We start from the raw sequence: 24,069 nt of genomic DNA on the forward strand, positions 1-24,069 counted from the left end.
CGGGAGGATGGGTTTCAGTGCGTCGCGTACGAGCCACCGTTGACGTAGATCGTCTGGGCGGTGATGTGCCGAGCGCCCGGGGATGCCAGGAAATACACCGTCTCGGCGATATCGGCCGGTTCACCGGGACGTCCCGTTAATGTGTTGCCCACCAACGTATTCCGCCGCTCCTCCGTCAGTTTGTCCCGGAAGAACTCCGTATCCGCGATGTACCCCGGCGCGACCACATTGGCGGTGATTCGGCGTGGGCCGAGGGTTCGGGCCAGGTGGATGTTCCAGGAGGCGAGGGCGGCCTTGGCGGCGCCGTAGGAGTCGGAGCCTTGGGGGGCCGCGATGGAGCCCAGGCTGATCACCGAGCCGCCTTCGGGGAGGCGGTCGGCGACGGCGTTGGCCGTGAGCACCGCGCTGAGGAGGTTGGCGTTGAGATTGGACCACCAGCGGTGGGCGAGGTCGGTCAGGGTCTCGGCCGCGGGGAGGTCGAAGCCGGTGTTGCCGCCGGCGTTGTTGACCAGGACGTCGAGGCGGTCGGGCAGCCGGTCGACCAGTGCGGCAACGGCTTCGGGGTCGGCGTGGTCGCAGGTCAGGGGGTGGGCGGTGGGGCCGAGGGTGGCGGCCGCCTTTTCCAGGACCTCGGTTCGGCGGCCGGTGAGGTAGACCGTGTCACCGTCCGCGACGAAGCGTTCGGCGGTGGCGTAGCCGATGCCGGTGCCGCCGCCGGTGACCAGGACTGTGCGTGCCATCAGAGAGCCTCCGATAGGGTGTTTAGGTCTAAACGTACGACAGCAACGATAGTCGTTTAGGTCTAAATCGCAAGCGGAGGGTTCGGATGGAGCACACCGACGGGGCCGATGAGATCGCGGCGGCCTGGCAGCGGGAACGTCCTGGGACGCCGACGGATTCGATCGGGGTCGTCACGCGGCTGTGGCAGCTGGCCAAGCTGTTCGGTGAGGAACGCCGCCGGGTGCTGGCGGGCGCGGGCGTCGACACCGCGACCCTGGATCTGCTCAGCGTCCTGCGGCGCAGTTCGCCCCCGTACACGCTCAGTACCCGCCAGCTCGCCGAGCGCACGCTCGTCACCCCGGGCGCGATCTCGCAGCGGGTCGCCCGCGCCGAGCGCGACGGGCTGGTTCGCCGCCGCACCGACCCCGCGAATCGCACCGTCTGGGTCGAACTCACCGACGCGGGCCACGAATTGGTCGAGCGCACGGTCGATTCCGTGCTGCATCGCGAACTCGAGCTGCTCGACACCCTGAGCCCGGAGCAACGGCACGAGCTGGCCGAGCTGCTGCGGGTGCTGCTGCGAGATGTTCAGGCGCGCACCGGGAATCGTGGCATCTCACAGGTGGGCGACACCCCGATGTCGTGAACGATCAAGATCACAGTGGCCGAATCGAATTCCGTTGCCGATCAGAGATATCGGAGGGGCAATATTGCGGCCGTGGTATCGCTCCCCCCGAAAGACCTTCTGCTGCAAGCGTGCCGGGGGCTCGAGCCCGGCGATCACTTCGTGCTGCGCTGTGCGCGACGGCTGGCCGAACTGCACGAGCGGCGGCTCGCCGCGGCCGAGACCGCCGAGATCGATCGCGAACGCGCGCAGCTGGTGCACGAGATCGATCGGTGGGTGATCGCGAAACTGCCGCCCGCGCCCGGGGGCGCCCGGCTGCACACCGAGACCGTGGGCACGGTCGTCGACCGGCTCGCGCAGTTCTCCGCGCTCGCCTATCTCGCCCTGACCAGCACGCCGGATTGGCTGGCCCATGACGCCTGGCGGCGGCTGTCGGAACTGGCGACCGCCTACGCGGACCTGGTGTCGGAGATCGACGCGGGCCGCTGCCGACTACCGCGACTGAACGAGTACGAGTACTGAGAGGGCTGCCTGGCGTGTACTGAGGGGGCGCTGCCTGGCGAGTACTGAGAGGGCGCTGCCGGGCGAGTACTGAGAAGGCCCCCTCCAGGCGAGCACCGAAAAGGGTGCTGCCAGGCGACACGCAGGGGGTAGCGTCGCCTGGCAGCGGGCAAAATGGTTCGGGGTTCTCGGTACCCAGTGTGCGCCCGGGAAGCGGGCCGTTTGCCGCGATGCGCCTGAGAAGTCGCTGAGTTTCCGAACCCACGGCGACGCCGCGAGGGTGGCGCCGCCGCGGCTCGAGGATGGATCAGGGCAGTTGATCCATATCGGGACGAACCGACTCCTCGATGGTGGGCGCCGAACCTCGAGGTCGTCCGCGACGAAACTGTGAATCGGCTGTCAGCGCGCCCCGGACGGTAACAGCGCGCGCACCGCGTCGATGGTATCCGCGTCGGCGGCCTCCTTGTCGGGCCGGTAGCGCACGACGCGGGCGAAGCGCAGCGCGACGCCGCCGGGGTAGCGCGGGCTGGTCTGGACGCCGTCGAGGGCGATCTCGACCACCAGCTCCGGCCGCAGGTAGACGGTGTGCTCGTCGCGGGTGCGTTCGTGGCGCGGGAATTCGGCTGTCTGCCAGGCCAACAGCGCGTCGGTGAGGCCCTTGAACGTCTTGCCCACCATGATCGGGTCACCGCCGTCCGGGTCGCGCGCGCCCAGATGCAGATTCGACAGATAACCCGTACGGCGGCCGTAGCCCCATTCCGCGCCGAGCACGACGAGGTCGAGGGTGTGCGCGGGTTTGATCTTCTGCCAGGCGCGGCCGCGCCGCCCGGCCGCGTAGGGCGCCGACAGCGATTTGACCATCACGCCCTCGTGCCCGGCGGCCAAGGCGCCGTCGAAGTATTCGGCCGCGGCCTCGGCGTCGGGGCGGATGAGGGCCGGAATGCCGTGCGCGCCCGCCACTTTCGTGAGCGCGGCGCGCCGCTCGCTCAGGGGGGCGTCGAGCAGGTCGACGCCGTCGAGGTGCAGACAGTCGAAGAAGTACGGGTGCAGCAGCAGTTCGCGGGTGGAGTTCACGGCGGGGGGCCGCAGCGCCGGATCGACGGTGGCGAAGCGGCTCATGGTCTCCTGGAACGGCCGCGGCCGCCCGGCATCGGTCAAGGCCAGCGTCTCGCCGTCGAGAACCACACTCTCGCAGGGTAATTCGGTGACCAAGCGGACCAGTTCGGGCACGCCGGAGGTGATGTCGCGCAGCGTGCGGGTGAACACCCACACCCGGGAACCCTTGCGGTGCACCTGGATTCGCGCGCCGTCCATCTTGTGCTCGACGCTCACCTCGCCGTCGAATTCGGCGAGCGCGTCGTCGAGGGTCGCCCCCGGGGACGCGAGCATGGGCTGGATCGGCCGCCCCACCTCGAGCCGGAACTCCGCCAGCGCCGCCACCCCGCCGGTCAGGGCCGCGACCGCCGTCACCGGCAGCTGACCGGAGAGCATGTAGGCGCGGCGCACCTGCTCGACCGGCACCTCGGCGGCGCGGGCGACGGCCTCGGCGACGATCGCGGTCAGCGCGCCCTGGCGCAGCTCGCCGGTGAGCAGGCGCAGCAGGAATTCGCGTTCGTCGGGAGTGGCCGCGCCGAACAGGGCGGTCAGCAGCTCGCGCCGCCGGGCCGCCGAGCCCGAACCGGCGGTCGCCGCGAGTTCGCCGAACGCGGCGTCGACCGCGGCGACGGTCAGCGCGGGTTCGGCCGCCGGGGCGACGTCGAGGCTCGTGAGCGTGCGCCAGCCGGTGCCGATGCGGCCCTGCACGAGCTCACCCGACACCCACGCGACGACCTGGGCGAGCTCCTCCGGCCCCGCCTGCGCCAGCAACTCGGCGAGCGTGGCGATCTTGGTCTTGCGCGAGGTCGTCGCCCGCACTGCCTGCGACGCCTCGACGACTCGGGAGAACAGCACGCGTCCGACCGTAACGCGCGGGTGTGACACATCGCGCAACAGACCTGCTAACTTCTGGTTGGCACCCCTGTGAAACGTCCATAGACTCGGCATATGGCCAAGACGTACGTCGGGGCGCGGCTGCGTCAGCTGCGCACCGAGCGGGGGCTGAGCCAGGTCTCGCTCGCCAAGAAGCTGGAGATCTCGGCGAGCTACCTCAACCAGATCGAGCACGATGTCCGCCCGCTGACCGTGCCGGTGCTGCTGCGCATCAGCGAGATCTTCGGCGTGGACGCCAGCTTCTTCTCCTCCCAGGACGACACCCGGCTCATCGCGGAGTTGCAGGAGGTCGTGATGGATCAGGAGTTGGGCATCGAGGCCGACGCACAGGAGATCGCGGAGATGGTCTCGGCGCATCCGAGCCTGGCGCGGGCCATGGTGAACATGCATCGCCGCTACCGCAACACCACCGCCCAGCTGGCCGCCGCGACCGAGGACCGGTTCTCCGACGGCAGCGGTTCGGGCGCGATCTCCCGCCCGCACGAGGAGGTCCGCGACTTCTTCTACCAGCGGCAGAACTACATCCACGAATTGGATACCGCCGCCGAGGAACTCGCGACCCGGATGCGGTTCCACGGCGGGGATCTCAAGCGCGAGATCGCGCGTCGGCTCACCACCGCGCACGGCGTGCAGATCGTCGAGCGCATCGATCTGGGCGACGGTGTGCTGCACCGCTTCGACGCCGCCGAACGTCGCCTGGAGATCGCGCCCTATCTGTCCGGCGGGCAGCGGGTGTTCAAACTCGCCTCCGAACTGGCCTATCTGGAGTGCGGCGACCTGATCGAAAAGCTGGTCGAGGAGGCCGCTTTCGCCTCCGAGGACACCCGCAAGCTCGCGCGGCTGGGGCTGGCCAACTACTTCGCGGCCGCGACCGTGCTGCCGTATTCGACCTTCCACGAGGTGGCCGAGGACTTCCGCTACGACATCGAGCGGCTCTCGGCGTTCTTCACCCAGAGTTACGAGACGGTCTGTCACCGGCTCTCGACGCTGCAACGGCCGAAGCTGCGCGGGGTGCCGTTCTCGTTCGTGCGCGTCGACCGCGCGGGGAACATGTCGAAACGCCAGTCCGCCACCGGTTTCCACTTCTCCTCCGCGGGCGGCACCTGCCCGCTGTGGAACGTCTACGAGACCTTCGCCTCGCCGGGCCGGATCATGACCCAGATCGCGCAGATGCCCGACGGCCGCAAGTACCTGTGGATCGCGCGCACCGTCGAGCGCCGCGCCACCCGCTACGGCGAGCCGAGCAAGACCTTCGCCATCGGCCTGGGTTGCGAACTGCGCCACGCCGGTCGGGTCGTCTACGCCGACGGCCTGGACCTCAACGACCCCAAGGCGACTCCCATCGGCGCGGGCTGCCGCGTCTGCGAGCGCGCCAACTGCCCGCAGCGCGCGTTCCCCCCGCTGGGCAAATCCCTGGACATCAGCGAACACCGCAGCTCGATCTCCCCGTACGTCCTGCGCTGACCCGGGGCGAGTCCACCTCGATCACCCCTACGTACAGCGCTGGCGCTCCGCAGAATTCACAGCGACGAAACATTCGAAATCGGGCTGTCACCGAGAAATATTCAGCGGCAACACTTCCCGCCTACTCTTCGGCGCACGCGGATACACCCGCTGTATACAGAAAGAAGTTCTGCCCATGTCTGTCTCTCGTGTGATCGCGGTGCCCACCGCCCTCGCCCTGTCGGCAGTGTTGCTGTCCGGCTGCGGATCTCGCGACGATTCCGGTTCCGGAACGAGCGCGGCGTCCTGCGTCGACACCTCCAAGGACACCATCAAGGTCGGTTCCCTACATTCGCTGACCGGGACGATGGCCATCAGTGAGGTCACGGTCGCCAATTCGACCAAGCTGGCGGTCGATCAGATCAACGCCGCGGGAGGCGTGCTGGGCAAGAAGATTCAGGTGGTCACCGAGGACGGCGCCTCGGATCCGAAGACGTTCGCCGAGAAGGCGGAGAAGCTGATCAGCTCCGATTGTGTCGCGGCGGTTTTCGGCGGCTGGACCTCGTCGAGCCGCAAGGCCATGAAGCCGAAGTTCGAATCGCTGAATTCGCTGCTGTTCTATCCCGTGCAGTACGAGGGACTCGAGGACAGCAAGAACATCTTCTACACCGGCGCGACCACCAATCAGCAGATCGTCCCGGCCCTGGATTATCTGAAGCAGCGCGGCATCACCTCGCTGTATCTGGTCGGCAGCGACTACGTGTTCCCGCAGACCGCCAACCGGGAGATCAAGGCGTACGCGGCGGCCAACGGCATCGAGATCAAGGGCGAGGACTACGCCCCGCTGGGCTCGACCGATTTCTCCACGATCGTGAACAAGGTGCGAAATGCCAAGGCGGGCGCGGTGTTCAACACCCTCAACGGCGATTCCAATGTCGCGTTCTTCCGCGAATACGCCAACGCCGGACTCAAACCCGCCGACATGCCGGTCGTCTCGGTGTCCATCGCCGAGGAGGAGGTCGCCGGGATCGGGCCGCAGAACATCGCGGGACAGCTGACCGCGTGGAACTACTACCAGACCGTCGACTCCCCGCAGAACAAGGCGTTCGTCACCGCCTACAAGGCCGCGTTCGGCGCGGACAAGCCCACCTCCGACCCGATGGAGGCCGCGTACACCTCGGTCTTCCTGTGGAAGAACATGGTCGAGAAGGCGAAGTCGTTCGCGGTGGGCGACATTCAGAACGCGGCCGACGGGGTGAGCTTCGACGCCCCCGAGGGACCGGTCACCGTGACCGGCGCCAACCATCACATCACCAAGACCGCGCGGATCGGTGAGATCCACCCGGACGGCCTGATCTACACGGTATGGGATTCCGGCAAGCCGGTGACGCCGGACCCGTACCTGAAGTCCTACGACTGGGCCAAGGGCCTGAAGTAGCCACGGGCCGACGATGAGGGGCGGCCGGTGGGGGAAACCCCACCGGCCGTTGCGAATTAGGGAGTTACCAAATGGAAGTGGCGATCGGGCAATTGTTCACCGGGCTCAGTCTCGGATCGATCCTGCTGCTGGCCGCGCTGGGCCTGTCGCTGACCTTCGGTCAGATGGGCGTGATCAACATGGCCCACGGCGAATTCATCATGGCGGGCTGCTACACGACGTATCTGGTCGAGCAGTACATCCACGCGACCGGGGTGGCGTTGATCGTCGCGCTGTTCGCCGGATTCCTCGTCGGCGGGCTGCTCGGCGTCGCGCTGGAGACGCTGCTGATCCGCTGGATGTACGACCGGCCGCTGGACACGCTGCTGGTCACCTTCGGCGTCGGCCTGGTGCTGCAACAGCTGGTGCGCGACATCTTCGGCGCGCCCGCCAAGAACGTGATCGCGCCGAGCTGGCTCTCGGGCGGCCTCACCGTCCTGGGCACGGTCGTGCCCAAGACGCGCATCTTCATCCTGGCGCTGGCCGTGGTCGCGGTCGCGATCCTGGCGGCGGTGCTGCGGCTGACCCCGCTCGGGCGGCGCATCCGCGCGGTCGTGCAGAACCGCGACCTCGCCGAGACCAGCGGAGTGTCCAGTCGCGCAACGGATATCGGCACGTTCTTCATCGGATCGGGGCTGGCCGCGGTGGCGGGAGTGGCGCTCACGCTGATCGGGTCGACGAGCCCGACGATCGGGCAGAGCTATCTGGTGGACGCGTTCCTGGTGGTGGTGATCGGCGGCCTCGGGCAGATCAAGGGCACGGTGCTGGCGGCGTTCGCGCTGGGGCTGCTGAATTCGTTCATCGAGTACTCGACCACGGCGTCGGTGGCGAAGGTGATCGTGTTCGTGCTCATCGTCGTCTTCCTGCAGGTGCGGCCGCAGGGGCTGTTCACCGTTCGGACGAGGAGTTTGGCATGAGTGGGTGGTTGCGGACCGCGGGCGGTTTCGCCGTCGCGGCCATCGTCCTGTTCGCGCTGGCCCCGGCCGTGCTCAGCGACTTCCGGCTGAATCTGCTGGCGAAGTTCCTGTGCTTCGCGATCGTGGCGGTGGGCATCGGATTGGCCTGGGGCCGAGGCGGAATGCTCACCCTCGGCCAGGGCGTGTTCTTCGGCATCGGGGCCTACATCATGGCCATGCATCTGCAACTGGCCGACGCCGCGCACACCCATCAGGACGTGCCGGAGTTCATGCAGATCGCGGGAATCGGCGAATTGCCCTCGTACTGGCGGCCGTTCGCGTCCGCGCCGGTGGCGATCCTCGCGATCCTGGTGCTGCCCGCGCTGGTGGCGGCGCTGCTCGGCTTCGGGGTGTTCAAGCGGCGGGTCAAGGGCGCCTACTTCGCGATCCTGTCCCAGGCGTTGACCGCCGCGCTGGCGATCCTGCTCACCGGGCAGCAGACCATCGGCGGGTTCACCGGGCTCAGCGACTTCCGGGCGTTCTTCGGCTTCCGGCTCAGCGATCCGGTGAACCGGCGGATGCTGTTCTTCATCGCCGCGGCGGCGCTGCTGATCGTGGTGGCGATCGCGCGGCAGCTGATGCGCAGCCGGTACGGGGAGCTGCTGATCGCGGTGCGCGATCAGGAGGAGCGGGTGCGGTTCCTGGGCTACGATCCGGCCAATATCAAGATCGTCGCCTATGTGGTGGCGGCGTTCTTCGCCGGGATCGCGGGCGCGTTGTTCACCCCGATCGTCGGGATCATCTCGCCCGCCGACATCGGTGTGGTGCCCTCGATCGTCTTCCTGATCGGGGTGGCGATCGGCGGGCGGACCACGCTGCTCGGGCCGGTGCTGGGCGCGATCGGGGTGGCGTGGGCGCAGTCCACGTTCTCCGAGCACTTCCCGTCGGGCTGGACGTATCTCCAGGGCGCGCTGTTCATCGTGGTCGTCGGGTTCATTCCCGCCGGACTGGCCGGATTCGGGCCGCTGGCAGCGGATTTCGTGCGGCGGCTGCGCAAACCGGTCGCCGCGACCGCGCCGGTGCCCGACGTGCCCGCCGAGGAGCTGAAAGTGGAGGCGCGATGAACGGCGAATACCTCGAGATCCGCGGGCTGTCGGTGACCTTCGACGGCTTCCGGGCCGTGAGCGAGGTGGATCTGACCGTCCTGCAAGGGGATCTGCGGTTCCTCATCGGACCCAACGGCGCGGGCAAGACCACGCTCATCGACGCGATCACGGGCCTGGTCCCCGCCACGGGTTCGGCGCGCAAGACCGGCACCGAACTGCTGAACCGCAAGGTCCACCAGATCGCCCGGCTCGGCGTGGGGCGCACGTTCCAGACCGCCAGCGTCTTCGAACAGCTCACCGTGTTGCAGAACCTCGACATCGCGGCGGGCGCGGGCCGCTCGGCGCTGACCCTGCTGCGGCGGCGCAGGTCGATCCTGCCCGCTATCGAATCCGCCCTGGAGACAACCGGTTTGACCGCGCTGCGGGACCGGCCCGCGGGCATCCTCGCGCACGGCCAGAAGCAGTGGCTGGAGATCGGCATGCTGCTGGTGCAGAACGCCTCGGTGCTGTTGCTCGACGAGCCGGTGGCCGGGATGAGCGCCGAGGAGCGCGAGGAGACCGGAAACCTGTTGCGCCGCATCGGTTCCGAGCGGGTGGTGGTCGTCGTCGAACACGATATGGACTTCATGCGCGCCTTCGCCGACTCGGTGACCGTGCTCGCCGGGGGCCGGGTGCTCAGCGAGGGCACGGTCGAACAGGTGCAGGCCGATCCGAAGGTCCAGGAGGTCTATCTGGGCACGGCCGCGGCCGTGGAAACCTATCCCGAGGAGGCTGCCGATGCTGGAACTCGTTGACATCCACGCCGGTTACGGACGCACCGAGGTGATCCACGGGGTGTCGCTGACCGTGCCCGACGACGGCGTCGTCGCGGTGATGGGCCACAACGGCGCGGGCAAGACCACGCTGTTGCGGGCCGCGGTCGGGCTGGTGCCGGTGCGCTCGGGGGTGATCCGGTTCGACGGCGAGGCGATCACCAAACTGACGCCCGCGCGGCGGGTGCGGCGCGGCATCGCCTACGTGCCGCAGGGCCAGCAGAGCTTCCCGCAGCTGAGCACCGCCGAGAACCTCCAGGTCGTCGCCGACGGCCGCAAGCGCGGTAAGGCGCTGATCGAGGAGGCGCTCACGTTGTTCCCGGCGCTGCGGGAGCTGTTGCCGCGCAAGGCCGGTCTGCTGTCGGGCGGTCAGCGTCAACAGCTGGCCATCGCGCGGGCGCTGATCACCGAGCCGCGGCTGCTGATCCTCGACGAACCCACCGAGGGCATCCAGCCGTCGGTGGTGGCCGAGATCGAGCGCACCATCATCGGGCTCACCGAGCGGGGCGGGCTGAGCGTGCTGCTGGTGGAACAGCACATCGGCTTCGCGTTGCAGGCCGCGCAGCGGTACTACGTCCTCCAGTCGGGCCGCGTCGCCTCCACGGGCGCGGGCGGAGCGGGCGCGGAGTCCACGGTGCGCGCGGCGATGGCGATCTGACGGGGCCACCCGATGTCGCGCAGGGGGCGAGTGTCACTGGGTGAGCGGGTGTATCGGTCGATGCGCCGCGACCTGGCGGCCGGGGCGCTCGCGCCGACCGAACGGCTCGGCGAGGAACGCCTCGCCGACGCCTACGGCGTCTCGCGCACCCCGGTGCGCGAGGCGCTGGCCCGGCTGCTCGCCGACGGGCTGGTGGAACGGCACGGCGACGGACTGTATCCGTACCGGCCGCGCGTGGACGAACTCGGCGACCTGTACGAGTTGCGAATGGTGTTGGAGGCCAGGGGGATTCGGCGCTGCCGCGGCGAGCTGTCGCACGATCAGCTGGCGGTGCGGCGGGAGCTGGGGGTGTGGCGGCGGCTGCGGGAGGATCCGCCCGATCCGGGGGCCGAGCTGGTGAGCGCCGACGAGCAGTTCCACGCCACCCTGCTGGCCGCCGCGGGCAACGCCGCGCTGGCCGACGCCCTGGCCACCGTGCACGCCCGGGTACGGCCGATCCGCTCCCTCGACGTGCCCACCGCCGACCGCATCGCGACCATGACCGCCGACCACATCGCCATCGCCGAACACATCCTCGCCGGTGACCTCGCCGCCGCCCTGAACCTGCTCCTCGCTCACATCGACCGCTCCCGCACCCACGTCCTGGCCCGCGCCCAACAGGCCCTCGAACTCACCAAACTGGGTCAGGCCCTGCGGGACTGACGCGCGTGGCCTCGGACTCGACGGGCGCTCCGGCTCACCGAACGCTCCTGCCTCCACGCGCCGCGCCGAGCAGGCCGCGAACTCACCGAATTCGGGGCAGGTGCGGCCGGACCGGGCCGTGTTAGCGTGAGGCATGGTCTCGAGACAGCCGCGTATCGAACCGGGTCGATTGCGGGAGTTGGGGCCCGTCAATTGGCTTGCCTGGCAAGTGATCTCACGGGCGGCCGGGACGTCGGACGCTCATCTGTTCAGTACGCTGGGGCGGACCGGCGGGCTGTTCCGAGGCTGGTTGCACTACTCCGGGCGGCTGATGCCGGGCGGGAAACTGCGCCGCTTCGACACCGAACTGGTGATTCTGCGGGTGGCGCATCTGCGCGACTGCGAATACGAGACCGACCATCACATCCGGCTGGGCAGGCGCGCGGGCATCACCCCCGAGATCCTGGACCGGCTGCGCGTCGGTCCGGGCGCGCCCGGCTGGTCGGAGCGCGAACGCGCGCTGCTCACCGCGGTCGACGAGCTCGTCACCACCCGCGACATCGGCGACGAGACCTGGTCCGCGCTGGCCGCGCACTACGACGAGCGGCGACTCATCGAGATCGTGTTGCTGGTCAACCAGTACGAGGGCCTGGCGGCGACCATCACCACCCTGCGCATCCAGAGCGACCACTGATGACGGCGCTGGGAATCGCGTTCCGGCCGCAGAATCCGCCCGAACGCCTGCGCGAGATCGCCCGCGTCGCCGACCAATCCGGCCTCGACGAGCTCTGGTTGTGGGAGGACAGCTTCTTCGAGGGCGGCGTCGCGACCGCCGCGGCCGCACTGGCCTGGACCGAACGGGTGCGCGTCGGGGTGGGCGTGTTCCCGGTGCCGTTCCGCAATGTGGCCCTCACGGCCATGGAGATCGCGACCCTCGAGCGCATGTTCCCCGGCCGCGGCAGCTGGGGTGTGGGGCACGGGGTGCAGGAGTGGATGGGGCAGGCGGGCGCGCGGGTGGAATCCCCGGTGACCCTGCTGGGCGAGTACGTCTCGGCGCTGCGCCGCCTGCTCGCCGGGGAGAGGGTCAGCGTGCGCGGCCGGTACGTGCGGCTCGACGAGGTGGCCCTGGAGTGGCCGCCCGCGGCCGCCCCGCCCATCCTGGCGGCGGCGACCGGGCCGCGCACCCTGCGGCTGGTGGGCGAGGTCGCCGACGGCGTCATCCTCACCGCCTCCACGAGCCTCGAGAAGTTCTGTGCCGCAACGGTTCTCGTGGGTGAGGGGCACGCCTCGTCCGGTCGTCCGCGACCGCCCCTGGTGGTCGCCAACCTGTCCGTGGCGACGGGACCGGGCGCGGCCGAACGACTGGCCGCGGATCTGCGCGAGATGGGCGCCGCCGACACCGCGGGCCTCGGCGTCGCCGGGGACGCGCACGCGGTGGCCGCCGCCGTCGCCGAATTCGCCGAGGCGGGCGCACAATCGGTGACCCTGCAACCCACGGCCGACGAACCCGACCTCGCGGGTTTCGTGCGGTTCGTCGCCGAACAGGTTCGGCCGCTGGTGCCCTAACGGCCCTCGATGAGGACCGCGAGCCCGTCCAGCACCCGGGCGAGCCCGAATTCCCAGGCGTGGTCGGCGTTGTAGGCGCTGTCGTGGGCGTTCCCGGCGGCCGCGCCGACGCGGGCGGCGAGCGGATAGCGCTCGGGATCGAAGACGCGCGCGAGCACCGGGCCGGTGCGCTCCCACCACTCGTGATCCGACATCCCGCTGGCGTGCGCGGCGCGGGCGGTGTCGATGGCGATGCGGGCGACCGCGGTGACGAAGCCGAGGACGTGGGTCACGGCCGCGTCCATGGTCACGTCGTCGAGGCCGAGGCCGTCGAAGGCGGCGAGTTCGTGCTCGTATTTCGCGGCCAGTCCCGGGCCCAGCGGCGGGCGGGTGGTGGGCACGTAGGCCACCCACGGATGCCGGGACAGCAGGTCGCGGTTCTCCTCGGCGATCACCGAAACCCTTCGCCGCCAAGGCATTCCGGTCAGATCGGCGCGATCCATGTCCCGGTAGACCGCGTCGAGCATGAGATCGAGCAGTTCCGCCTTGCCCGGCACGTAGGTGTAGGTCGCCATCGGGGTGAGGCCGAGCCGTTTGGCGACCGCGCGCATGGTGAGCGCCTCGAGGCCCTCGGCGTCGGCGATCTCGACGGCGGCGCGCACGACCTCCGCGACGCTGCTGCGCTGCTTCGGGCCCCGCGTCGGCGCGCCATCGGGCCTGCCCCACAACAACTCCAGCGTCCGGGCGGGATCCCCCGCGCTGCTGCGCTCGCTCACGCACTCACCTCCGTCCCGATCGTAGCGGCGTGACCAGCGGCACATTTAAACTCTATACGACGTACTAAGTACTTAGTATAGAGTTGTCGCCATGAAGATCACCGCCGCCGCCCTGTCGCTCAACGTCCCCGATCCGGAGGCCTCCGCGACGTTCCTGACCGAGCACTTCGGATTCGAGGTCCAGATGTCGGCGGACGGGTTCTACTCGCTGTCGCGGCCCGACGCCGGATTCAACGTGATCTACCTGCGGACCGGCCTGCCCACCTTCGCCCCGGCGCGGATCGCGGGCGACGCGGGGCAGGGGACCCTCGTGGTCTTCGTCGTCGAGGACATCGATGCCGAATACGAGCGGGTGCGCGCCGCGAGTGTGCCGATCGAGACGCCGATCGCGACCGAACCGTGGGGCGAGCGCTTCTTCCAGACCCGCGATCCCAACGGGATCGTCATCCAGCTGGTGCAGTGGCTGACCGAATCCTGAACGGGCACAGGGGTTCCCGCCGAGCCGGGAACCCCTGTCCATCCCATCCCATGTGACGCCGGATCGTGTCGAACGGCGCGTACCGGTGCTACCCGTTCAGCGCGGCGCGAAACACCTCGACCGCGGGAGTGGTCGAGCGGCCGAGCAGCTTTCGCAGATCGCCGCTCGTGACATCGAGGACACCGGTGCCGATGGCGACATCGGCGTCGGCGAGGGCGCGGGCATGGGCGGCCGGGATACCCGCGTTCTCCAGCGCGGCGGCGTAGTCGTCGCCGGGGAGGTTCTCATAGCGCACGGGCGCACCGGACGCCTGGGACATCGCCTGGGCGATATCGGAATACGTGAGCCGTTCGTCGCCGCCCAGTTCGTAGACCCGCCCGGCGTGGCCCTCGGTGGTGAGCACGACGGCCGCGGCCTCGGCGTAGTCGGCGCGGGCGGCGCCCGCGACCCGGCCGGTTCCGGCGGCGCCGTAGAGGACTCCGCTCGCGACGGCGGCGGGCAGCGCGCCCGCGTAGTTCTCCCAGTACCAGCCGTTGCGCAGAACGGTATGCGGCACAGCGGCTTTCGCGAGCACCTCCTCGGTGCCGCGATGCTCCTCGGCCAGGATCATCGGATTGTCCTCGGCGCCGGGAATGCTGGTGTAGACGAGCAGGTCCACACCCGCCCGTTCGGCGGCGCGGATCACGGTGGCGTGCTGATCGACGCGCGCGCCGAACTCGTTGCCCGACACCAGCAGCAGCCGGTCCACTCCGGTGAGCGCGCGTTCGACGGCCTCGGCGTCGGCGTAGGACGCCTGCCGGACCTCGACGCCGCGCTCGGCCAGATCGGCGACCTTGGCCGGATCGCGCACGATCGCGACGATCGGCCCGGCCCCGCGGCGGATCAACGCCTCCACGACGAGTCGGCCCAGCTGCCCGCTGGCTCCGGTGACGGCGACGGTCATGACTACCTCCAGGTTGCGTGCCTTACGGAACAAAGTGCACTAACTAATAGTTAGTACTATACATTCCAGCCCTACCGGAGAGATGGGTAGCATCGGGGTCATGAGCACGCGGCACGTCCAGCAGGCCGACAGCGCCGATCCGACGCTGGAGGCCGATGTCTTCGCGCGGAACTGCGCCTCGCGTCCGGTGTTGCAGAACGTCGCGAGCCGCTGGGGAACGCTGGCCCTGGTCGCCCTGCGCGAGGGCCCCTACCGATTCAGCGCGTTGCGCCGCCGGGTCGACGGGGTCAGCGAGCGGATGCTGTCACAGACATTGCAGGCGCTCGAGCGCGACGGGATGATCCACCGCGAGGTGGTGCAGGCCATTCCGCCGCGCGTCGAGTACACCCTCACCGAACTCGGCGCGCGCGTCGCCGAGCACCTCGAGGCGCTCGTCGTCACTCTCGAATCCAATCTGGACACGATCACCGCGGCGCAGGCCGCCTACCGTCGCGAATGAGAACGGCTCCGCGCCCATCGGGACGCGGAGCCGTTGCGGCACAGTGGTTTTCAGAAGTTGATCATATGGCCCGCGAGACCGTGGATGGCCTCCTGCAACGCCTCGCTCAGCGTCGGGTGGGTGTGCACGTTGCGGGCGAGTTCGTTGACCGTGAGATCCCACTTCTGGGCCAGGGTCAGTTCGGGGAGCAGTTCGGACACGTCGGGGCCGATGAGGTGGCCGCCGAGCAGTTCGCCGTACTTGGTGTCGGAGATCAGCTTCACGAAGCCGGTCGGGTCGCCCAGGCCGTGCGCCTTGCCGTTGGCGGTGAACGGGAAGGTGGCGACCTTGACGTCGTAGCCCTCGTCGCGGGCCTGCTGCTCGGTGAGGCCGAAGCTCGCGACCTGCGGCTGACAGAAGGTGGCGCGCGGCATCATTCGGTAGTCGCCGATCGGCAGGGTCTCCGCGCCGCCGATGGCCTCGGCCGCGACCACGCCCTGCGCCTCGGCCACGTGGGCCAGTTGCAGTTTCGCGGTGACGTCGCCGATGGCGTAGATGTGCGGCACATTGGTGCGCATGAAGTCGTCGATGGCGATCGCGCCGCGCTCGGTCAGCTGCACGCCGGTGTTCTCCAGGCCGTAGCCCTCCACCCGCGGCGCGAAACCGACGGCCTGCAACACCTTGTCGACGGTGACGGTCTCGACATTGCCGGACTTGTTGTCCTTGATGCTGACCGTGACCTTGGAACCGTTGTCCTCGATGGACTGGACCGCGGCGCCGGTGGTGATCGTGATCCCCAGCTTCTTGTACGCCTTGGTGATCTCCTTGGACACGTCGGCGTCCTCGTTGGGCAGCGCGCGGTCCAGGAACTCCACGATGCGCACGTCGACGCCATAGTTCTTCAGCACGTAGCCGAACTCCATGCCGATCGCGCCCGCGCCCACAATGAGGATCGAACCCGGCAGGTCGCGGGTCATGATCTGTTCCTCGTAGGTGACCACGTTCTGCGACAGCTGGGTGCCCGGCAGCAGTTTGGTGATGGTGCCGGTGGCGATGATGACGTTGTCGAACGTGATCTGCTCGGTGCCGCCCTTGGACAGCTCGACCGACAGCGTGTGCGCGTCGGTGAAGGTGCCCTTCCCGTCGTACTCGTCGATCTTGTTCTTCTTCATCAGGAAGTGCACGCCCTTGACGCGGCCGTCGGCGACCTTACGGCTGCGATCGAAGGCGGCGCCGAAATCGAAGCTCGCCTGCCCGCTGATACCGAACGTCTTCGCTTCCTTGGTGAAGATGTGCGCCAGCTCCGCATTGCGCAGCAGCGCCTTGGACGGAATGCACCCGACGTTCAGGCACACGCCACCCCAATATTTCTGCTCGACGATCGCTGTTCGCAGGCCGAGTTGAGCGGCGCGGATCGCGGCGACATACCCGCCGGGACCAGCACCGAGAACGACGACATCGTAGTGGGAAGTCACGACCTCGAGCCTAACGCAGTGTCTTATTGCGCCGCCTTCGGCGTCGCGGGTTCGCGGCCCCTGAGGCTCGTCGTTCAGCGGTCGAGACTCGCGCTTCGCGCATGCGCTTCGACCGCTGAACGACGAGCCGGGCCGCGAACGTGCTTGTCCCGGATGTCCTGAACTGCGGTGCGAGCAGACGGTGTGCGGGGCGGTCGGCGAGAATGACGACATGACAGGCGTCGAGGAGCAGGTGTCGGATCCTTATCTGTGGCTCGAGGAGGTGACCGGGGAGCGGCCGTTGGCGTGGGCGCGGGCTCACAACGAGGTGGTGGTGGAGCGGTTCGCCGCCTCGGATCGGTTCGCGGATCTCGAACATCGGATTCTGGACATGCTCGACACCGATGCGCGGGTGCCGTATCCGACGCGGCGGGGGGCGTGGCTGTACAACTTCTGGCGCGACGCCGAACATCCGAAGGGGCTGTGGCGGCGAACGACTTTCGCGGAGTACCGCAAGCCCGAACCCGAGTGGGAGGTGCTGATCGACCTCGACGCGCTCGCGGCCGCCGAGGGGGAGAACTGGGTGTGGGGCGGGGCCGCGGTGCTGCGGCCCGAGCAGACGCTGGCGCTGATCAGCCTGTCGCGCGGCGGCGCGGACGCGAAGGTGGTCCGGGAGTTCGACCTGACCACCAGGACGTTCCGGGAGCCCGCCGACGGCGGCTTCCACCTGCCCGAGGCCAAATCGCAGATCCGCTGGATCGACGCCGACACCGTCTATGTCGGAACGGATTTCGGGCCCGGGTCGCTGACCGACTCCGGATACGCCCGGATCGCCAAGCGGTGGCGGCGCGGGACGCCGTTGCGCGAGGCGGTCACGGTGTTCGAGGGCTCGACGGAGGATGTGCTCGTCTCCGCGGGCTACGACCGGACGCCCGGGTACGAGCGGCACTATGTCGGGCGGGCCACGGACTTCTTCAACGAGTCCGTCTACCTGCTCGACGAGGACGGTGGTCTGCGGCACATCGACGTGCCCTCCGACGCCTCGGAGTCCTGGTACAAGGATTGGCTGCTGGTGCGGCTGAAGTCGCCGTGGGAGGTCGGGGGGAGGACGTACCCGGCGGGGGCGTTGCTGGCTTGTGATCTGGAGGAATTTCTCTCGGGTGCAAGGGATTTCGAGGTGATCTTCACTCCCGATGCGCATACGTCGCTGCACGGGTACGGGTGGACCGAGAACCACCTCATCCTGATCACCTTGGAGGATGTGCAGACGAAGTTGTACGTGCTCTCCCCCGGCGAAAAGCGTGCCGGGGGAACAAAAGAGGGAGCCGCCGGATGGACACGCAGCCCACTGGCCGACACCCCGCCCATGGCCACGACCAACGTCCTGAACCTGGACCCGCTGGAGGGCGGGGACGAATTCATGCTCACCACAAGCGGATTCACCACACCCGCGACGCTGCTGGCGAGTTCGGTGGGCGGCGGCACCGAATTGCTCAAGCAGGAGCCGAGTTTCTTCGACGCCGCCGGGATCGAGACCGAGCAGTTCTTCGCGCGGTCCGACGACGGAACCATGGTGCCCTACTTCGTGATTCGGCACCGTGATCGCAGGGGCGAGCCGGGGCCCACGGTCATGTCGGGGTACGGCGGATTCGAGGTGTCCCGCACGCCCGCCTACAGCGGGGCCTCCGGGATGGGCTGGCTGGAACGCGGCGGCACCTGGGTGATGACCAATATCCGCGGCGGCGGCGAATACGGCCCCGAATGGCACACCCAGGCGCAGAAGGCCAACCGGCACAAGGTGTACGAGGACTTCGCCGCGATCGCCCGCGATCTCACCGACCGCGACATCACCACCGCACCGCAGCTGGGCGCGGTGGGCGGCAGCAACGGCGGACTGCTCATGGGCGTCATGCTCACCCGCTACCCGGAACTGTTCGGGGCCATCGTGTGTCAGGTGCCGCTGCTGGACATGCGCCGCTACCACCTGCTGCTGGCCGGGGCGTCCTGGATGGCCGAGTACGGCGACCCGGACAAACCGGAGGAGTGGGCCTACATCCGCGAGTACTCGCCGTTTCAGAACGCCCGCGCCGACGCGACCTACCCGCCGATCCTGCTGACCACCTCCACCCGCGACGACCGCGTGCACCCGGGCCACGCCCGCAAGATGGCCGCGTTGCTCGAGGAGCAGGGCCACACCGTCTGGTACCACGAGAACATCGAGGGCGGCCACGGCGGCGCGGCCGACAACAAGCAGATGGCCTTCCAGGCGGCGCTGATCTACGAGTTCTTCACCCAGATGCTGCTGGAGCGTTAGCGGTCGCGGATCCACGTCTCGATGCGGTCGACGGTCGAGGCCGGGTCGACGATCCAGCCGTTGTGCCCCAGGCGTTCCGGCTGCCGCCACCGGCTCACCCGCGCCCGGGGCAGCTTCGCGAGCAGATGGTCGGCCGAACCGCGGGGCGCGAGTTCGTCGCCCGCGATGGTGATCGACAGCACCGGCAGCGTCAGCCGGGCGAGGCGCTCCTCGTAGTCGATATCCGCTCCGGCCGGTTCGAACCGGCCGGAGCGGGCCAGCCGGGCCCAGTCCGATACCAGCACCTTGGACTGCCGCCCGAAGCCGCCCGCGGTGATCCGGTCCCCCGGCCAGACCCCGGCGAGATTCGCCGTCAGCGAGATGGCCGAGGGGCCGAGCAGCATGGCCGAGCGCGCGATCCCGCCGAATCCCCGGTAGTAGGGCGTGCCCGAGGCCACCAGGATCAGCCCGCCCAGCCGCCCGCGCACCCGCGCGGCGTACAGGGCGCTCAACTGCCCACCGAGGCTGTGCCCCAACAGGATCGGCGTGCTGTCCGGGAACCGCTCGCGCACCACCTCGAACATCGCCGGGAAGTCCACCGACACCAGTTCCTGATAGCCGTAGTCGCTCGACGGCCCCGGCGCCGGTTTGCTGTCCCCGTTGCCCCGGATCGAGCCGATCGCCACGTCGAATCCGCGCCGCGACAGGTGATCGGCGAACAACTCGTAGTACGCCCCCGGCACCCCCAGCCCGGGAATGATCACGACCACCGCCCGCGGCGCATCCGGCGTGATCGCGCGCCGATGCGGCCCCCGAGCCGCGACCAACCGAACCGGCACGATACTGCCGTCGGGCACCTGGACCGGAACAGTCTCCATGCCGGGCACGCTACTTCGCCGCCTCCGCTCAGGCGGCACGACCCTCGCTGCGGCTCAGCAGTTCGTTCAGGCCCGCACGGGTGGTCACGACAACGAGTTGGTTGCCCTCCGCTCAGGCGGCGCGACCCTCGCTGCGGCTCAGGAGTTCGTTCAGGCCCGCACGGGTGGTCACGACAACGAGTTGGTTGCCCTCGGCCAGGAGGGTTTCGGGGTCGGGCTGCCATTCGAGTTCGGCGCCGACGGTGCGTTGCAGGGCCAGGATGCGGATGTGGTCGGACATGTCGGCGGCGCGAATCTGCCTGCCGGCCAATACCGAACCGGCCTCGACGGGCACCTCGGCGACCATGAGGGTCTCGCGGTCGACCGACAGGGTCGCGATCACGCGGCGTTCGGAGACGGCCATCGCGAAGCCCTCGGCCGCGAGCTGGAATACGCTGCGCACCACGGCCTTTCCGAGGGTGCGCTGCACCCGCTCGGCCAGATCGTCGTCGAACAGGCGCAACACCACCCGCAGATCCTCGCGGTAGTACTGGCCGAGCAGGGCCGCCTCGAGATTCACCGCGTCGCTGCTGGTCAGCAGCAACAGCGCGCGGGCGCGGGACACGCCGACGGCCTGGAGCGAGTCCTCCCAGGTGGCCTGCCCGATGACCACGGGCACCCCGAGCGAGCGGGCCAATGTGATGCCGCGGGCGTTCTCGTCGTTGTCGAGCCCGACCACCGGCACGCCCAGATCGCACAGCTGCTCCATCACGCGGGAGCCGACATTGCCGAGCCCGGCGACCACGACGTGATCGGTGAAGTCCGCCGGATCGGGCCCGGCCGTCTCCGACAGCTGGGCGCGCAGCACCCCGCCCACGACCATGGCGGTAACCACGGGGGTCAGCGCCAGCCCGATGAAGACGACCCCGACCTGCAACACCTTGAACGCGGGCGAGCGCGCGTGCTCGGGCTGCGCGGCCCCGGCCGCGTCGAGCAGCGTCTCGTAAACGGCGTCGCTCCAACCGTTTCCGATCGCGATCATCAGCCCGCACCCGATGGTGATGCAGGTCAACAGCAGCAGCATGAGCCGAACCAGGTTGTTGCGCGCCAGATTGCGCAGCACCCGGAACCAGCGGCCCGCGCGATCGGGACGGTAGGGCGCGCGGTCCATCACCGCCAGGGCACGCTCCCCGCCCTGATCCGGTGGCAGCAACCGGATCTCGCCCGCCTGCTCGGTCAGCGCGCACACGACCTTCCCCGACGGCGCCTCCGGGGTGCTCGACACGTACAGGGTGCGCTCCCCGATGCGCAGGTAGTCCAGGGCCTCCTCGCCGAGCGCGGCCGCGATGAACGACGGCGCGGCGATCTCGGAGATGGACAGCACCACGCAGTCGGCGAACAGGCTGCGGATGCGAAACCCGAGGCCGGTGTTGAACATTCGGATCACCAGCCGGATCTGCCCGTTGAGTTCGTAGGCGCGCAGCGCGGCGTGGAAGTTCTCCACATCCGCCTGATCCACCAGGGCCAGTGCACGGGCGTGCGCGACCCCGGCCGCGCGCAGCGTCTCCTCGTCGAGCCGGGTCGAGCACTGGATCCGCACCCGCTCCAGCCGTTGCAGCTGGGGGACGTACGTGCCGTCGAGATTGGGCAGCACCACGGTCACGCTCCCGTCCGGGAACCTGGTCACCAGCTCCAGGGCCAGTTGATGGACCAGTGGATTGTCCCCGCAGACAACGAAACTCGGGGCCGTCCCATCCCCCTCGTGGACGTGCATACCAGCGAGTCTAGATCGGAACCCGGCACGTCAGCTACGCGCTGACCGCGCCGATGATGATCCGCCGCAGCACCCGGATGACGTCGTCGAGGGAGCCACGCGGCTCCGAACCGCACCAGGCGTCCACGACATAGTTGACCGCGCCGATGATGGCGAGACTGCGCATCTCGTAGTCACCCGGCGGGATCTCCCCTTGCAGCGCGGCGTCTTCCGCCGCACCGGCCAGAATCGAACCCCAGCTCCGCCGCAATTCGAGCCGGAACTTCTCGACCTTGGGACCCGCCCCGACCACCTCGACCAGCGCGACCCGGGCGCGGCGCGGATCGCGGCCGATGGCCTCGACGTAGGCCCGCACGGCGGCCTCGATGGTCTCGACCGAGCCGTGGCCCGCGTGCGCCTCCAGCGCCGCGGACACCGCCGCGCGCGATTCCCGGTCGATATGTTCGTAGAGCTCGAGCAACAGCGATTCGCGCCCGGTGAACTCCTCGTAGAACTGCCGTGAGGAGAGTCCGGCGTCTTTGCAGATGGCTCCGACCGAGCTGTTGGCATAGCCGTCCCGGGCGAACACCGTCAATCCGGACTCCAGAAAACGCGCACGCCGTTGCCGTTGCCGGTCTTCTACGGGCTGCCCGGCGTACATCCTGCCCGCGTTCGTTTCCTGTGACATTGCGCAGGACTTTACCGAAGGGCCCGATCCCCTCGTCAAAGATCGGGCTCTTCGGTTGGACCTCCAACTTTCGGTTTGTTAGCCGAAAGTTGGCTCCTTGACCTGGGAAGCGCTTCAGAAACTGCGTCCGCTGGGTCACTGGCGATTTGCCGAAAGAGACGTTAGTCGACGGAAGTCGACTTGGGAAGACTTTTTTGGAGGATTTTTTTAAACCTTATTGTGAATTCTCACCGCGCTGTTGATTGTGGCGGGGAAACATGCCGCGATACTTATTGCGGCAAGCCGGGCATACCCGGTACAGCCGAGCGGCCGTCGGTCCGCACGCGATGAGGAGGAGAGGCCATGGGCGTTCAGGTCGCGGTCTGCGGGCCGCGGGATTGCGCGGCGGTCGACGCGGAGCGGGCACGCGAGGTCGGTCGGCTGTTGGCCGCGGCGGGGGCCACCGTGTTGTGCGGCGGTGGGGTCGGGGTGATGGCGGCGGTGGCCGAGGGTGCCGGTGGCGCCGGCGGATTGGTCATCGGCGTGCGGCCCGACACCGATCGCGCGGCGGTCTGTGCGGGGCTGTCGGCCGTGCTGTACACGAATATGGGGGAGGCCCGGAACGCGATCCTGGTCGAGTCGGCGGACGCGGTGATCGTGATCGGCGGGTCGTGGGGAACGCTGTCGGAACTCGCGTTGGCGCGGCGGCGGGGCGGGATTCCCGTTGTCTCGCTGGGTGGTTGGCGGGTCGTGGACGCGGCGGGGGTACCGGTCGACGCGGGTGCGGTCGCAGACTCCGCCGCCGAGGCGGTGCGGATCGCGCTGGGGGGCTGAGGCGTCCGCTCAGTCGGCAGTGGCGCGGGCGAGGGCTCGTTCGGCCTCGGTGACGATCTCGGCGACGATCCGCTCGGCCGAGACGGATGTTCTGATCAGGCCCACGGCCTGGCTCGCCCAGACCGGGACCGCGTCGAGGTCACCTGCGGCGGCCGCGGTGCGATAGCGCTCCAATGCCGTTGTGTCCGAACGGAGTTCGTCGTCGCGGTCGCGCCACTCGTCGAGGAACGGGTTGGTGAGGGTGCGGGCCGGGTAGCGGTGCGGCCAGGGGGCGCCGCGGGCTATGTCGAGGGTGCGGTTGATCTCGGTGTCCTGGCCGTCGGCGGCGAGGAGGGCCGCGGTCAGTTCGGCGGAGACCAGGGCCTCGGGGGTGGCCTGGAAGCGGGTGCCGAGGAGGGCCCCGGACGCGCCGAGGGTGAGGGCCGCGGCCAGGCCGCGACCGTCGGCGATACCGCCCGCGGCGAGGACCGGGGTGGGGCCCGCGAGGTCGGCGACGGCGGGGACGAACGACAGTGTGCCGATGCCGTTTTCGCCGCAGTGGCCGCCCGCGTCGCTGCCCTGGGCCACGATGATGTCGGCCCCGGCGTCGAGGGCGCGGCGGGCCTCGTCGAGGTCGGTCACCTGGAGGATGAGTTTCGCCGGGGAGTCGTGGACACGGCTCGCGAAGGGCGCGGGATCGCCGAAGGAGAGCATGATGGCGGCCGGTTCGAAGTCCAGGGCGTAGGCGATGGCGTCGGCGTCGATGGCCCAGGTGAGAAAGCCGATACCCCAAGCGTTTTCGGTGGCGGCCCGGGCGATGCCCGCCTCGCGCGCGAGCCAATCGCGGTCACCGCGCCCCGCGCCGATCATGCCGAATCCGCCGCCGTTCGAGACGGCCGCGGCGAGCGCGCCGCCCGCCTCGCCGCCCATGGGGGCCGAGGCGATGGGGTAGCGGATCGACAGCTGCTCGGTGAAGGTCGTTCGCATGTCTTCGAGCTTGGCACGGAGAGGTCCGGATATGCGAGAAGGGGCCCATTGCTGGGCCCCTTCTCGGGAATATTGTTCCGGCGGTGTCCTACTCTCCCACACCCTGTCGAGTGCAGT

24 protein-coding genes are annotated in these 24,069 nt (G+C 69.1%); 15 read left to right on the forward strand and 9 right to left on the reverse strand.

Annotated features, from left to right (window positions below; all coding sequences use genetic code 11):
• Positions 1–14: 14 nt before the first annotated feature.
• The gene (locus ACWDSJ_RS30460; protein WP_450035973.1) at positions 15–740 is read right to left on the reverse strand and encodes an SDR family NAD(P)-dependent oxidoreductase; all 726 of its coding nucleotides are present in this window, start codon (positions 738–740) and stop codon (positions 15–17) included.
• An 86-nt stretch (positions 741–826) separates the two neighbouring features.
• Here ACWDSJ_RS30460 and ACWDSJ_RS30465 point away from each other — a divergent pair, with 86 nt between their 5' ends.
• The gene (locus tag ACWDSJ_RS30465) at positions 827–1,366 is read left to right on the forward strand and encodes a MarR family winged helix-turn-helix transcriptional regulator (RefSeq protein WP_450035975.1); all 540 of its coding nucleotides are present in this window, start codon (positions 827–829) and stop codon (positions 1,364–1,366) included.
• A gap of 72 nt (positions 1,367–1,438) precedes the next feature.
• Entirely contained in the window at positions 1,439–1,867 is a 429-nt protein-coding gene (locus tag ACWDSJ_RS30470) for a DUF4254 domain-containing protein (RefSeq protein WP_387359276.1), read from the forward strand.
• A 378-nt stretch (positions 1,868–2,245) separates the two neighbouring features.
• Here ACWDSJ_RS30470 and ACWDSJ_RS30475 read toward each other — a convergent pair whose 3' ends face one another.
• Positions 2,246–3,796, reverse strand: coding sequence for an ATP-dependent DNA ligase (locus ACWDSJ_RS30475; RefSeq protein WP_450035976.1), 1,551 nt, complete (start codon positions 3,794–3,796; stop codon positions 2,246–2,248).
• A gap of 93 nt (positions 3,797–3,889) precedes the next feature.
• On the opposite strand from ACWDSJ_RS30475, the gene ramB reads away from it, so the two are divergent.
• From ramB to ACWDSJ_RS30520, 9 genes are all read left to right on the forward strand, one after another.
• Positions 3,890–5,299 (forward strand): acetate metabolism transcriptional regulator RamB, encoded by a 1,410-nt coding sequence (ramB, locus tag ACWDSJ_RS30480; protein ID WP_387359272.1) that lies wholly within the window; start codon positions 3,890–3,892, stop codon positions 5,297–5,299.
• 175 nt (positions 5,300–5,474) lie between these two features.
• Complete coding sequence (gene urtA / locus ACWDSJ_RS30485; protein WP_387359270.1) at positions 5,475–6,716, forward strand: urea ABC transporter substrate-binding protein; 1,242 nt, start codon at positions 5,475–5,477, stop codon at positions 6,714–6,716.
• A gap of 71 nt (positions 6,717–6,787) precedes the next feature.
• A complete protein-coding gene (gene urtB, locus ACWDSJ_RS30490) occupies positions 6,788–7,672 on the forward strand; it encodes an urea ABC transporter permease subunit UrtB (RefSeq protein WP_450035978.1) in 885 nt (294 codons plus the stop codon).
• Positions 7,669–8,775 carry an urea ABC transporter permease subunit UrtC gene (gene urtC / locus ACWDSJ_RS30495; protein WP_450035979.1) on the forward strand — a complete coding sequence of 369 codons (1,107 nt, stop codon included), beginning with the start codon at positions 7,669–7,671 and terminating at the stop codon, positions 8,773–8,775. Before urtB ends, urtC begins: the two co-directional genes overlap by 4 nt.
• Positions 8,772–9,551 carry an urea ABC transporter ATP-binding protein UrtD gene (gene urtD, locus ACWDSJ_RS30500; RefSeq protein ID WP_450035980.1) on the forward strand — a complete coding sequence of 260 codons (780 nt, stop codon included), beginning with the start codon at positions 8,772–8,774 and terminating at the stop codon, positions 9,549–9,551. The genes urtC and urtD overlap by 4 nt, the downstream gene beginning before the upstream one ends.
• A complete protein-coding gene (gene urtE, locus ACWDSJ_RS30505; protein ID WP_387359262.1) occupies positions 9,535–10,227 on the forward strand; it encodes an urea ABC transporter ATP-binding subunit UrtE in 693 nt (230 codons plus the stop codon). The genes urtD and urtE overlap by 17 nt, the downstream gene beginning before the upstream one ends.
• Positions 10,228–10,239: 12 nt before the next feature.
• Positions 10,240–10,929 carry a GntR family transcriptional regulator gene (locus tag ACWDSJ_RS30510; protein WP_450035981.1) on the forward strand — a complete coding sequence of 230 codons (690 nt, stop codon included), beginning with the start codon at positions 10,240–10,242 and terminating at the stop codon, positions 10,927–10,929.
• Positions 10,930–11,062: 133 nt separating this feature from the next.
• Positions 11,063–11,602 carry a carboxymuconolactone decarboxylase family protein gene (locus tag ACWDSJ_RS30515; protein WP_387359258.1) on the forward strand — a complete coding sequence of 180 codons (540 nt, stop codon included), beginning with the start codon at positions 11,063–11,065 and terminating at the stop codon, positions 11,600–11,602.
• On the forward strand, positions 11,602–12,474 hold the full coding sequence (locus ACWDSJ_RS30520; protein ID WP_450035982.1) for an LLM class flavin-dependent oxidoreductase: 873 nt from the start codon (positions 11,602–11,604) through the stop codon (positions 12,472–12,474). Before ACWDSJ_RS30515 ends, ACWDSJ_RS30520 begins: the two co-directional genes overlap by 1 nt.
• Here ACWDSJ_RS30520 and ACWDSJ_RS30525 read toward each other — a convergent pair.
• On the reverse strand, positions 12,471–13,274 hold the full coding sequence (locus tag ACWDSJ_RS30525) for a TetR/AcrR family transcriptional regulator (protein ID WP_450035983.1): 804 nt from the start codon (positions 13,272–13,274) through the stop codon (positions 12,471–12,473). The genes ACWDSJ_RS30520 and ACWDSJ_RS30525 overlap by 4 nt on opposite strands.
• A gap of 46 nt (positions 13,275–13,320) precedes the next feature.
• Here ACWDSJ_RS30525 and ACWDSJ_RS30530 point away from each other — a divergent pair, with 46 nt between their 5' ends.
• On the forward strand, positions 13,321–13,707 hold the full coding sequence (locus ACWDSJ_RS30530; RefSeq protein ID WP_450035984.1) for a VOC family protein: 387 nt from the start codon (positions 13,321–13,323) through the stop codon (positions 13,705–13,707).
• Between the two features lie 88 nt (positions 13,708–13,795).
• On the opposite strand, the gene ACWDSJ_RS30535 is transcribed toward ACWDSJ_RS30530, so the two are convergent.
• Entirely contained in the window at positions 13,796–14,650 is an 855-nt protein-coding gene (locus ACWDSJ_RS30535) for an SDR family oxidoreductase (RefSeq protein ID WP_450035985.1), read from the reverse strand.
• Between the two features lie 100 nt (positions 14,651–14,750).
• Between ACWDSJ_RS30535 and ACWDSJ_RS30540 the strand changes: the two genes are divergently transcribed.
• Entirely contained in the window at positions 14,751–15,149 is a 399-nt protein-coding gene (locus tag ACWDSJ_RS30540) for a winged helix-turn-helix transcriptional regulator (RefSeq protein ID WP_387359248.1), read from the forward strand.
• Between the two features lie 50 nt (positions 15,150–15,199).
• Here the strand turns inward: ACWDSJ_RS30540 and lpdA are convergent, their stop codons facing one another.
• Entirely contained in the window at positions 15,200–16,603 is a 1,404-nt protein-coding gene (gene lpdA / locus ACWDSJ_RS30545; protein ID WP_450035987.1) for a dihydrolipoyl dehydrogenase, read from the reverse strand.
• Between the two features lie 211 nt (positions 16,604–16,814).
• Here lpdA and ACWDSJ_RS30550 point away from each other — a divergent pair, with 211 nt between their 5' ends.
• Positions 16,815–18,896 carry a prolyl oligopeptidase family serine peptidase gene (locus ACWDSJ_RS30550; RefSeq protein ID WP_450035988.1) on the forward strand — a complete coding sequence of 694 codons (2,082 nt, stop codon included), beginning with the start codon at positions 16,815–16,817 and terminating at the stop codon, positions 18,894–18,896.
• Here ACWDSJ_RS30550 and ACWDSJ_RS30555 read toward each other — a convergent pair.
• The 3 genes from ACWDSJ_RS30555 to ACWDSJ_RS30565 form a co-directional block, all read right to left on the reverse strand.
• A complete protein-coding gene (locus ACWDSJ_RS30555) occupies positions 18,893–19,753 on the reverse strand; it encodes an alpha/beta hydrolase family protein (RefSeq protein WP_450035989.1) in 861 nt (286 codons plus the stop codon). The genes ACWDSJ_RS30550 and ACWDSJ_RS30555 overlap by 4 nt on opposite strands.
• Positions 19,754–19,865: 112 nt before the next feature.
• The gene (locus ACWDSJ_RS30560; RefSeq protein ID WP_450035990.1) at positions 19,866–21,506 is read right to left on the reverse strand and encodes an NAD-binding protein; all 1,641 of its coding nucleotides are present in this window, start codon (positions 21,504–21,506) and stop codon (positions 19,866–19,868) included.
• Positions 21,507–21,540: 34 nt separating this feature from the next.
• Positions 21,541–22,173 (reverse strand): TetR/AcrR family transcriptional regulator, encoded by a 633-nt coding sequence (locus ACWDSJ_RS30565; protein ID WP_387359238.1) that lies wholly within the window; start codon positions 22,171–22,173, stop codon positions 21,541–21,543.
• A 342-nt stretch (positions 22,174–22,515) separates the two neighbouring features.
• Between ACWDSJ_RS30565 and ACWDSJ_RS30570 the strand changes: the two genes are divergently transcribed.
• Positions 22,516–22,986, forward strand: coding sequence for an SLOG cluster 4 domain-containing protein (locus ACWDSJ_RS30570; protein ID WP_450035992.1), 471 nt, complete (start codon positions 22,516–22,518; stop codon positions 22,984–22,986).
• Between the two features lie 9 nt (positions 22,987–22,995).
• On the opposite strand, the gene ACWDSJ_RS30575 is transcribed toward ACWDSJ_RS30570, so the two are convergent.
• The gene (locus tag ACWDSJ_RS30575; RefSeq protein WP_450035993.1) at positions 22,996–23,952 is read right to left on the reverse strand and encodes an NAD(P)H-dependent flavin oxidoreductase; all 957 of its coding nucleotides are present in this window, start codon (positions 23,950–23,952) and stop codon (positions 22,996–22,998) included.
• Positions 23,953–24,069 lie beyond the last annotated feature (117 nt).

The organism is Nocardia sp. NPDC003482 (assembly GCF_053588115.1).

Bases quoted from the DNA above. Each gene is read 5' to 3' on its own strand.
- ACWDSJ_RS30550 (WP_450035988.1), top strand. From the start codon at position 16,815: ATGACAGGCGTCGAGGAGCAGGTGTCGGATCCTTATCTGTGGCTCGAG.
- ACWDSJ_RS30560 (WP_450035990.1), bottom strand. From the start codon at position 21,506: ATGCACGTCCACGAGGGGGATGGGACGGCCCCGAGTTTCGTTGTCTGC.
- ACWDSJ_RS30575 (WP_450035993.1), bottom strand. From the start codon at position 23,952: ATGCGAACGACCTTCACCGAGCAGCTGTCGATCCGCTACCCCATCGCC.
- ACWDSJ_RS30535 (WP_450035985.1), bottom strand. From the start codon at position 14,650: ATGACCGTCGCCGTCACCGGAGCCAGCGGGCAGCTGGGCCGACTCGTC.
- ACWDSJ_RS30540 (WP_387359248.1), top strand. From the start codon at position 14,751: ATGAGCACGCGGCACGTCCAGCAGGCCGACAGCGCCGATCCGACGCTG.
- ACWDSJ_RS30510 (WP_450035981.1), top strand. From the start codon at position 10,240: ATGTCGCGCAGGGGGCGAGTGTCACTGGGTGAGCGGGTGTATCGGTCG.
- urtB (WP_450035978.1), top strand. From the start codon at position 6,788: ATGGAAGTGGCGATCGGGCAATTGTTCACCGGGCTCAGTCTCGGATCG.
- ACWDSJ_RS30565 (WP_387359238.1), bottom strand. From the start codon at position 22,173: ATGTCACAGGAAACGAACGCGGGCAGGATGTACGCCGGGCAGCCCGTA.
- ACWDSJ_RS30520 (WP_450035982.1), top strand. From the start codon at position 11,602: ATGACGGCGCTGGGAATCGCGTTCCGGCCGCAGAATCCGCCCGAACGC.
- urtA (WP_387359270.1), top strand. From the start codon at position 5,475: ATGTCTGTCTCTCGTGTGATCGCGGTGCCCACCGCCCTCGCCCTGTCG.
- ACWDSJ_RS30465 (WP_450035975.1), top strand. From the start codon at position 827: ATGGAGCACACCGACGGGGCCGATGAGATCGCGGCGGCCTGGCAGCGG.
- ACWDSJ_RS30555 (WP_450035989.1), bottom strand. From the start codon at position 19,753: ATGGAGACTGTTCCGGTCCAGGTGCCCGACGGCAGTATCGTGCCGGTT.
- ACWDSJ_RS30530 (WP_450035984.1), top strand. From the start codon at position 13,321: ATGAAGATCACCGCCGCCGCCCTGTCGCTCAACGTCCCCGATCCGGAG.
- urtD (WP_450035980.1), top strand. From the start codon at position 8,772: ATGAACGGCGAATACCTCGAGATCCGCGGGCTGTCGGTGACCTTCGAC.
- ramB (WP_387359272.1), top strand. From the start codon at position 3,890: ATGGCCAAGACGTACGTCGGGGCGCGGCTGCGTCAGCTGCGCACCGAG.
- ACWDSJ_RS30460 (WP_450035973.1), bottom strand. From the start codon at position 740: ATGGCACGCACAGTCCTGGTCACCGGCGGCGGCACCGGCATCGGCTAC.
- urtC (WP_450035979.1), top strand. From the start codon at position 7,669: ATGAGTGGGTGGTTGCGGACCGCGGGCGGTTTCGCCGTCGCGGCCATC.
- ACWDSJ_RS30570 (WP_450035992.1), top strand. From the start codon at position 22,516: ATGGGCGTTCAGGTCGCGGTCTGCGGGCCGCGGGATTGCGCGGCGGTC.
- ACWDSJ_RS30525 (WP_450035983.1), bottom strand. From the start codon at position 13,274: ATGTGCCGCTGGTCACGCCGCTACGATCGGGACGGAGGTGAGTGCGTG.
- ACWDSJ_RS30515 (WP_387359258.1), top strand. From the start codon at position 11,063: ATGGTCTCGAGACAGCCGCGTATCGAACCGGGTCGATTGCGGGAGTTG.
- urtE (WP_387359262.1), top strand. From the start codon at position 9,535: ATGCTGGAACTCGTTGACATCCACGCCGGTTACGGACGCACCGAGGTG.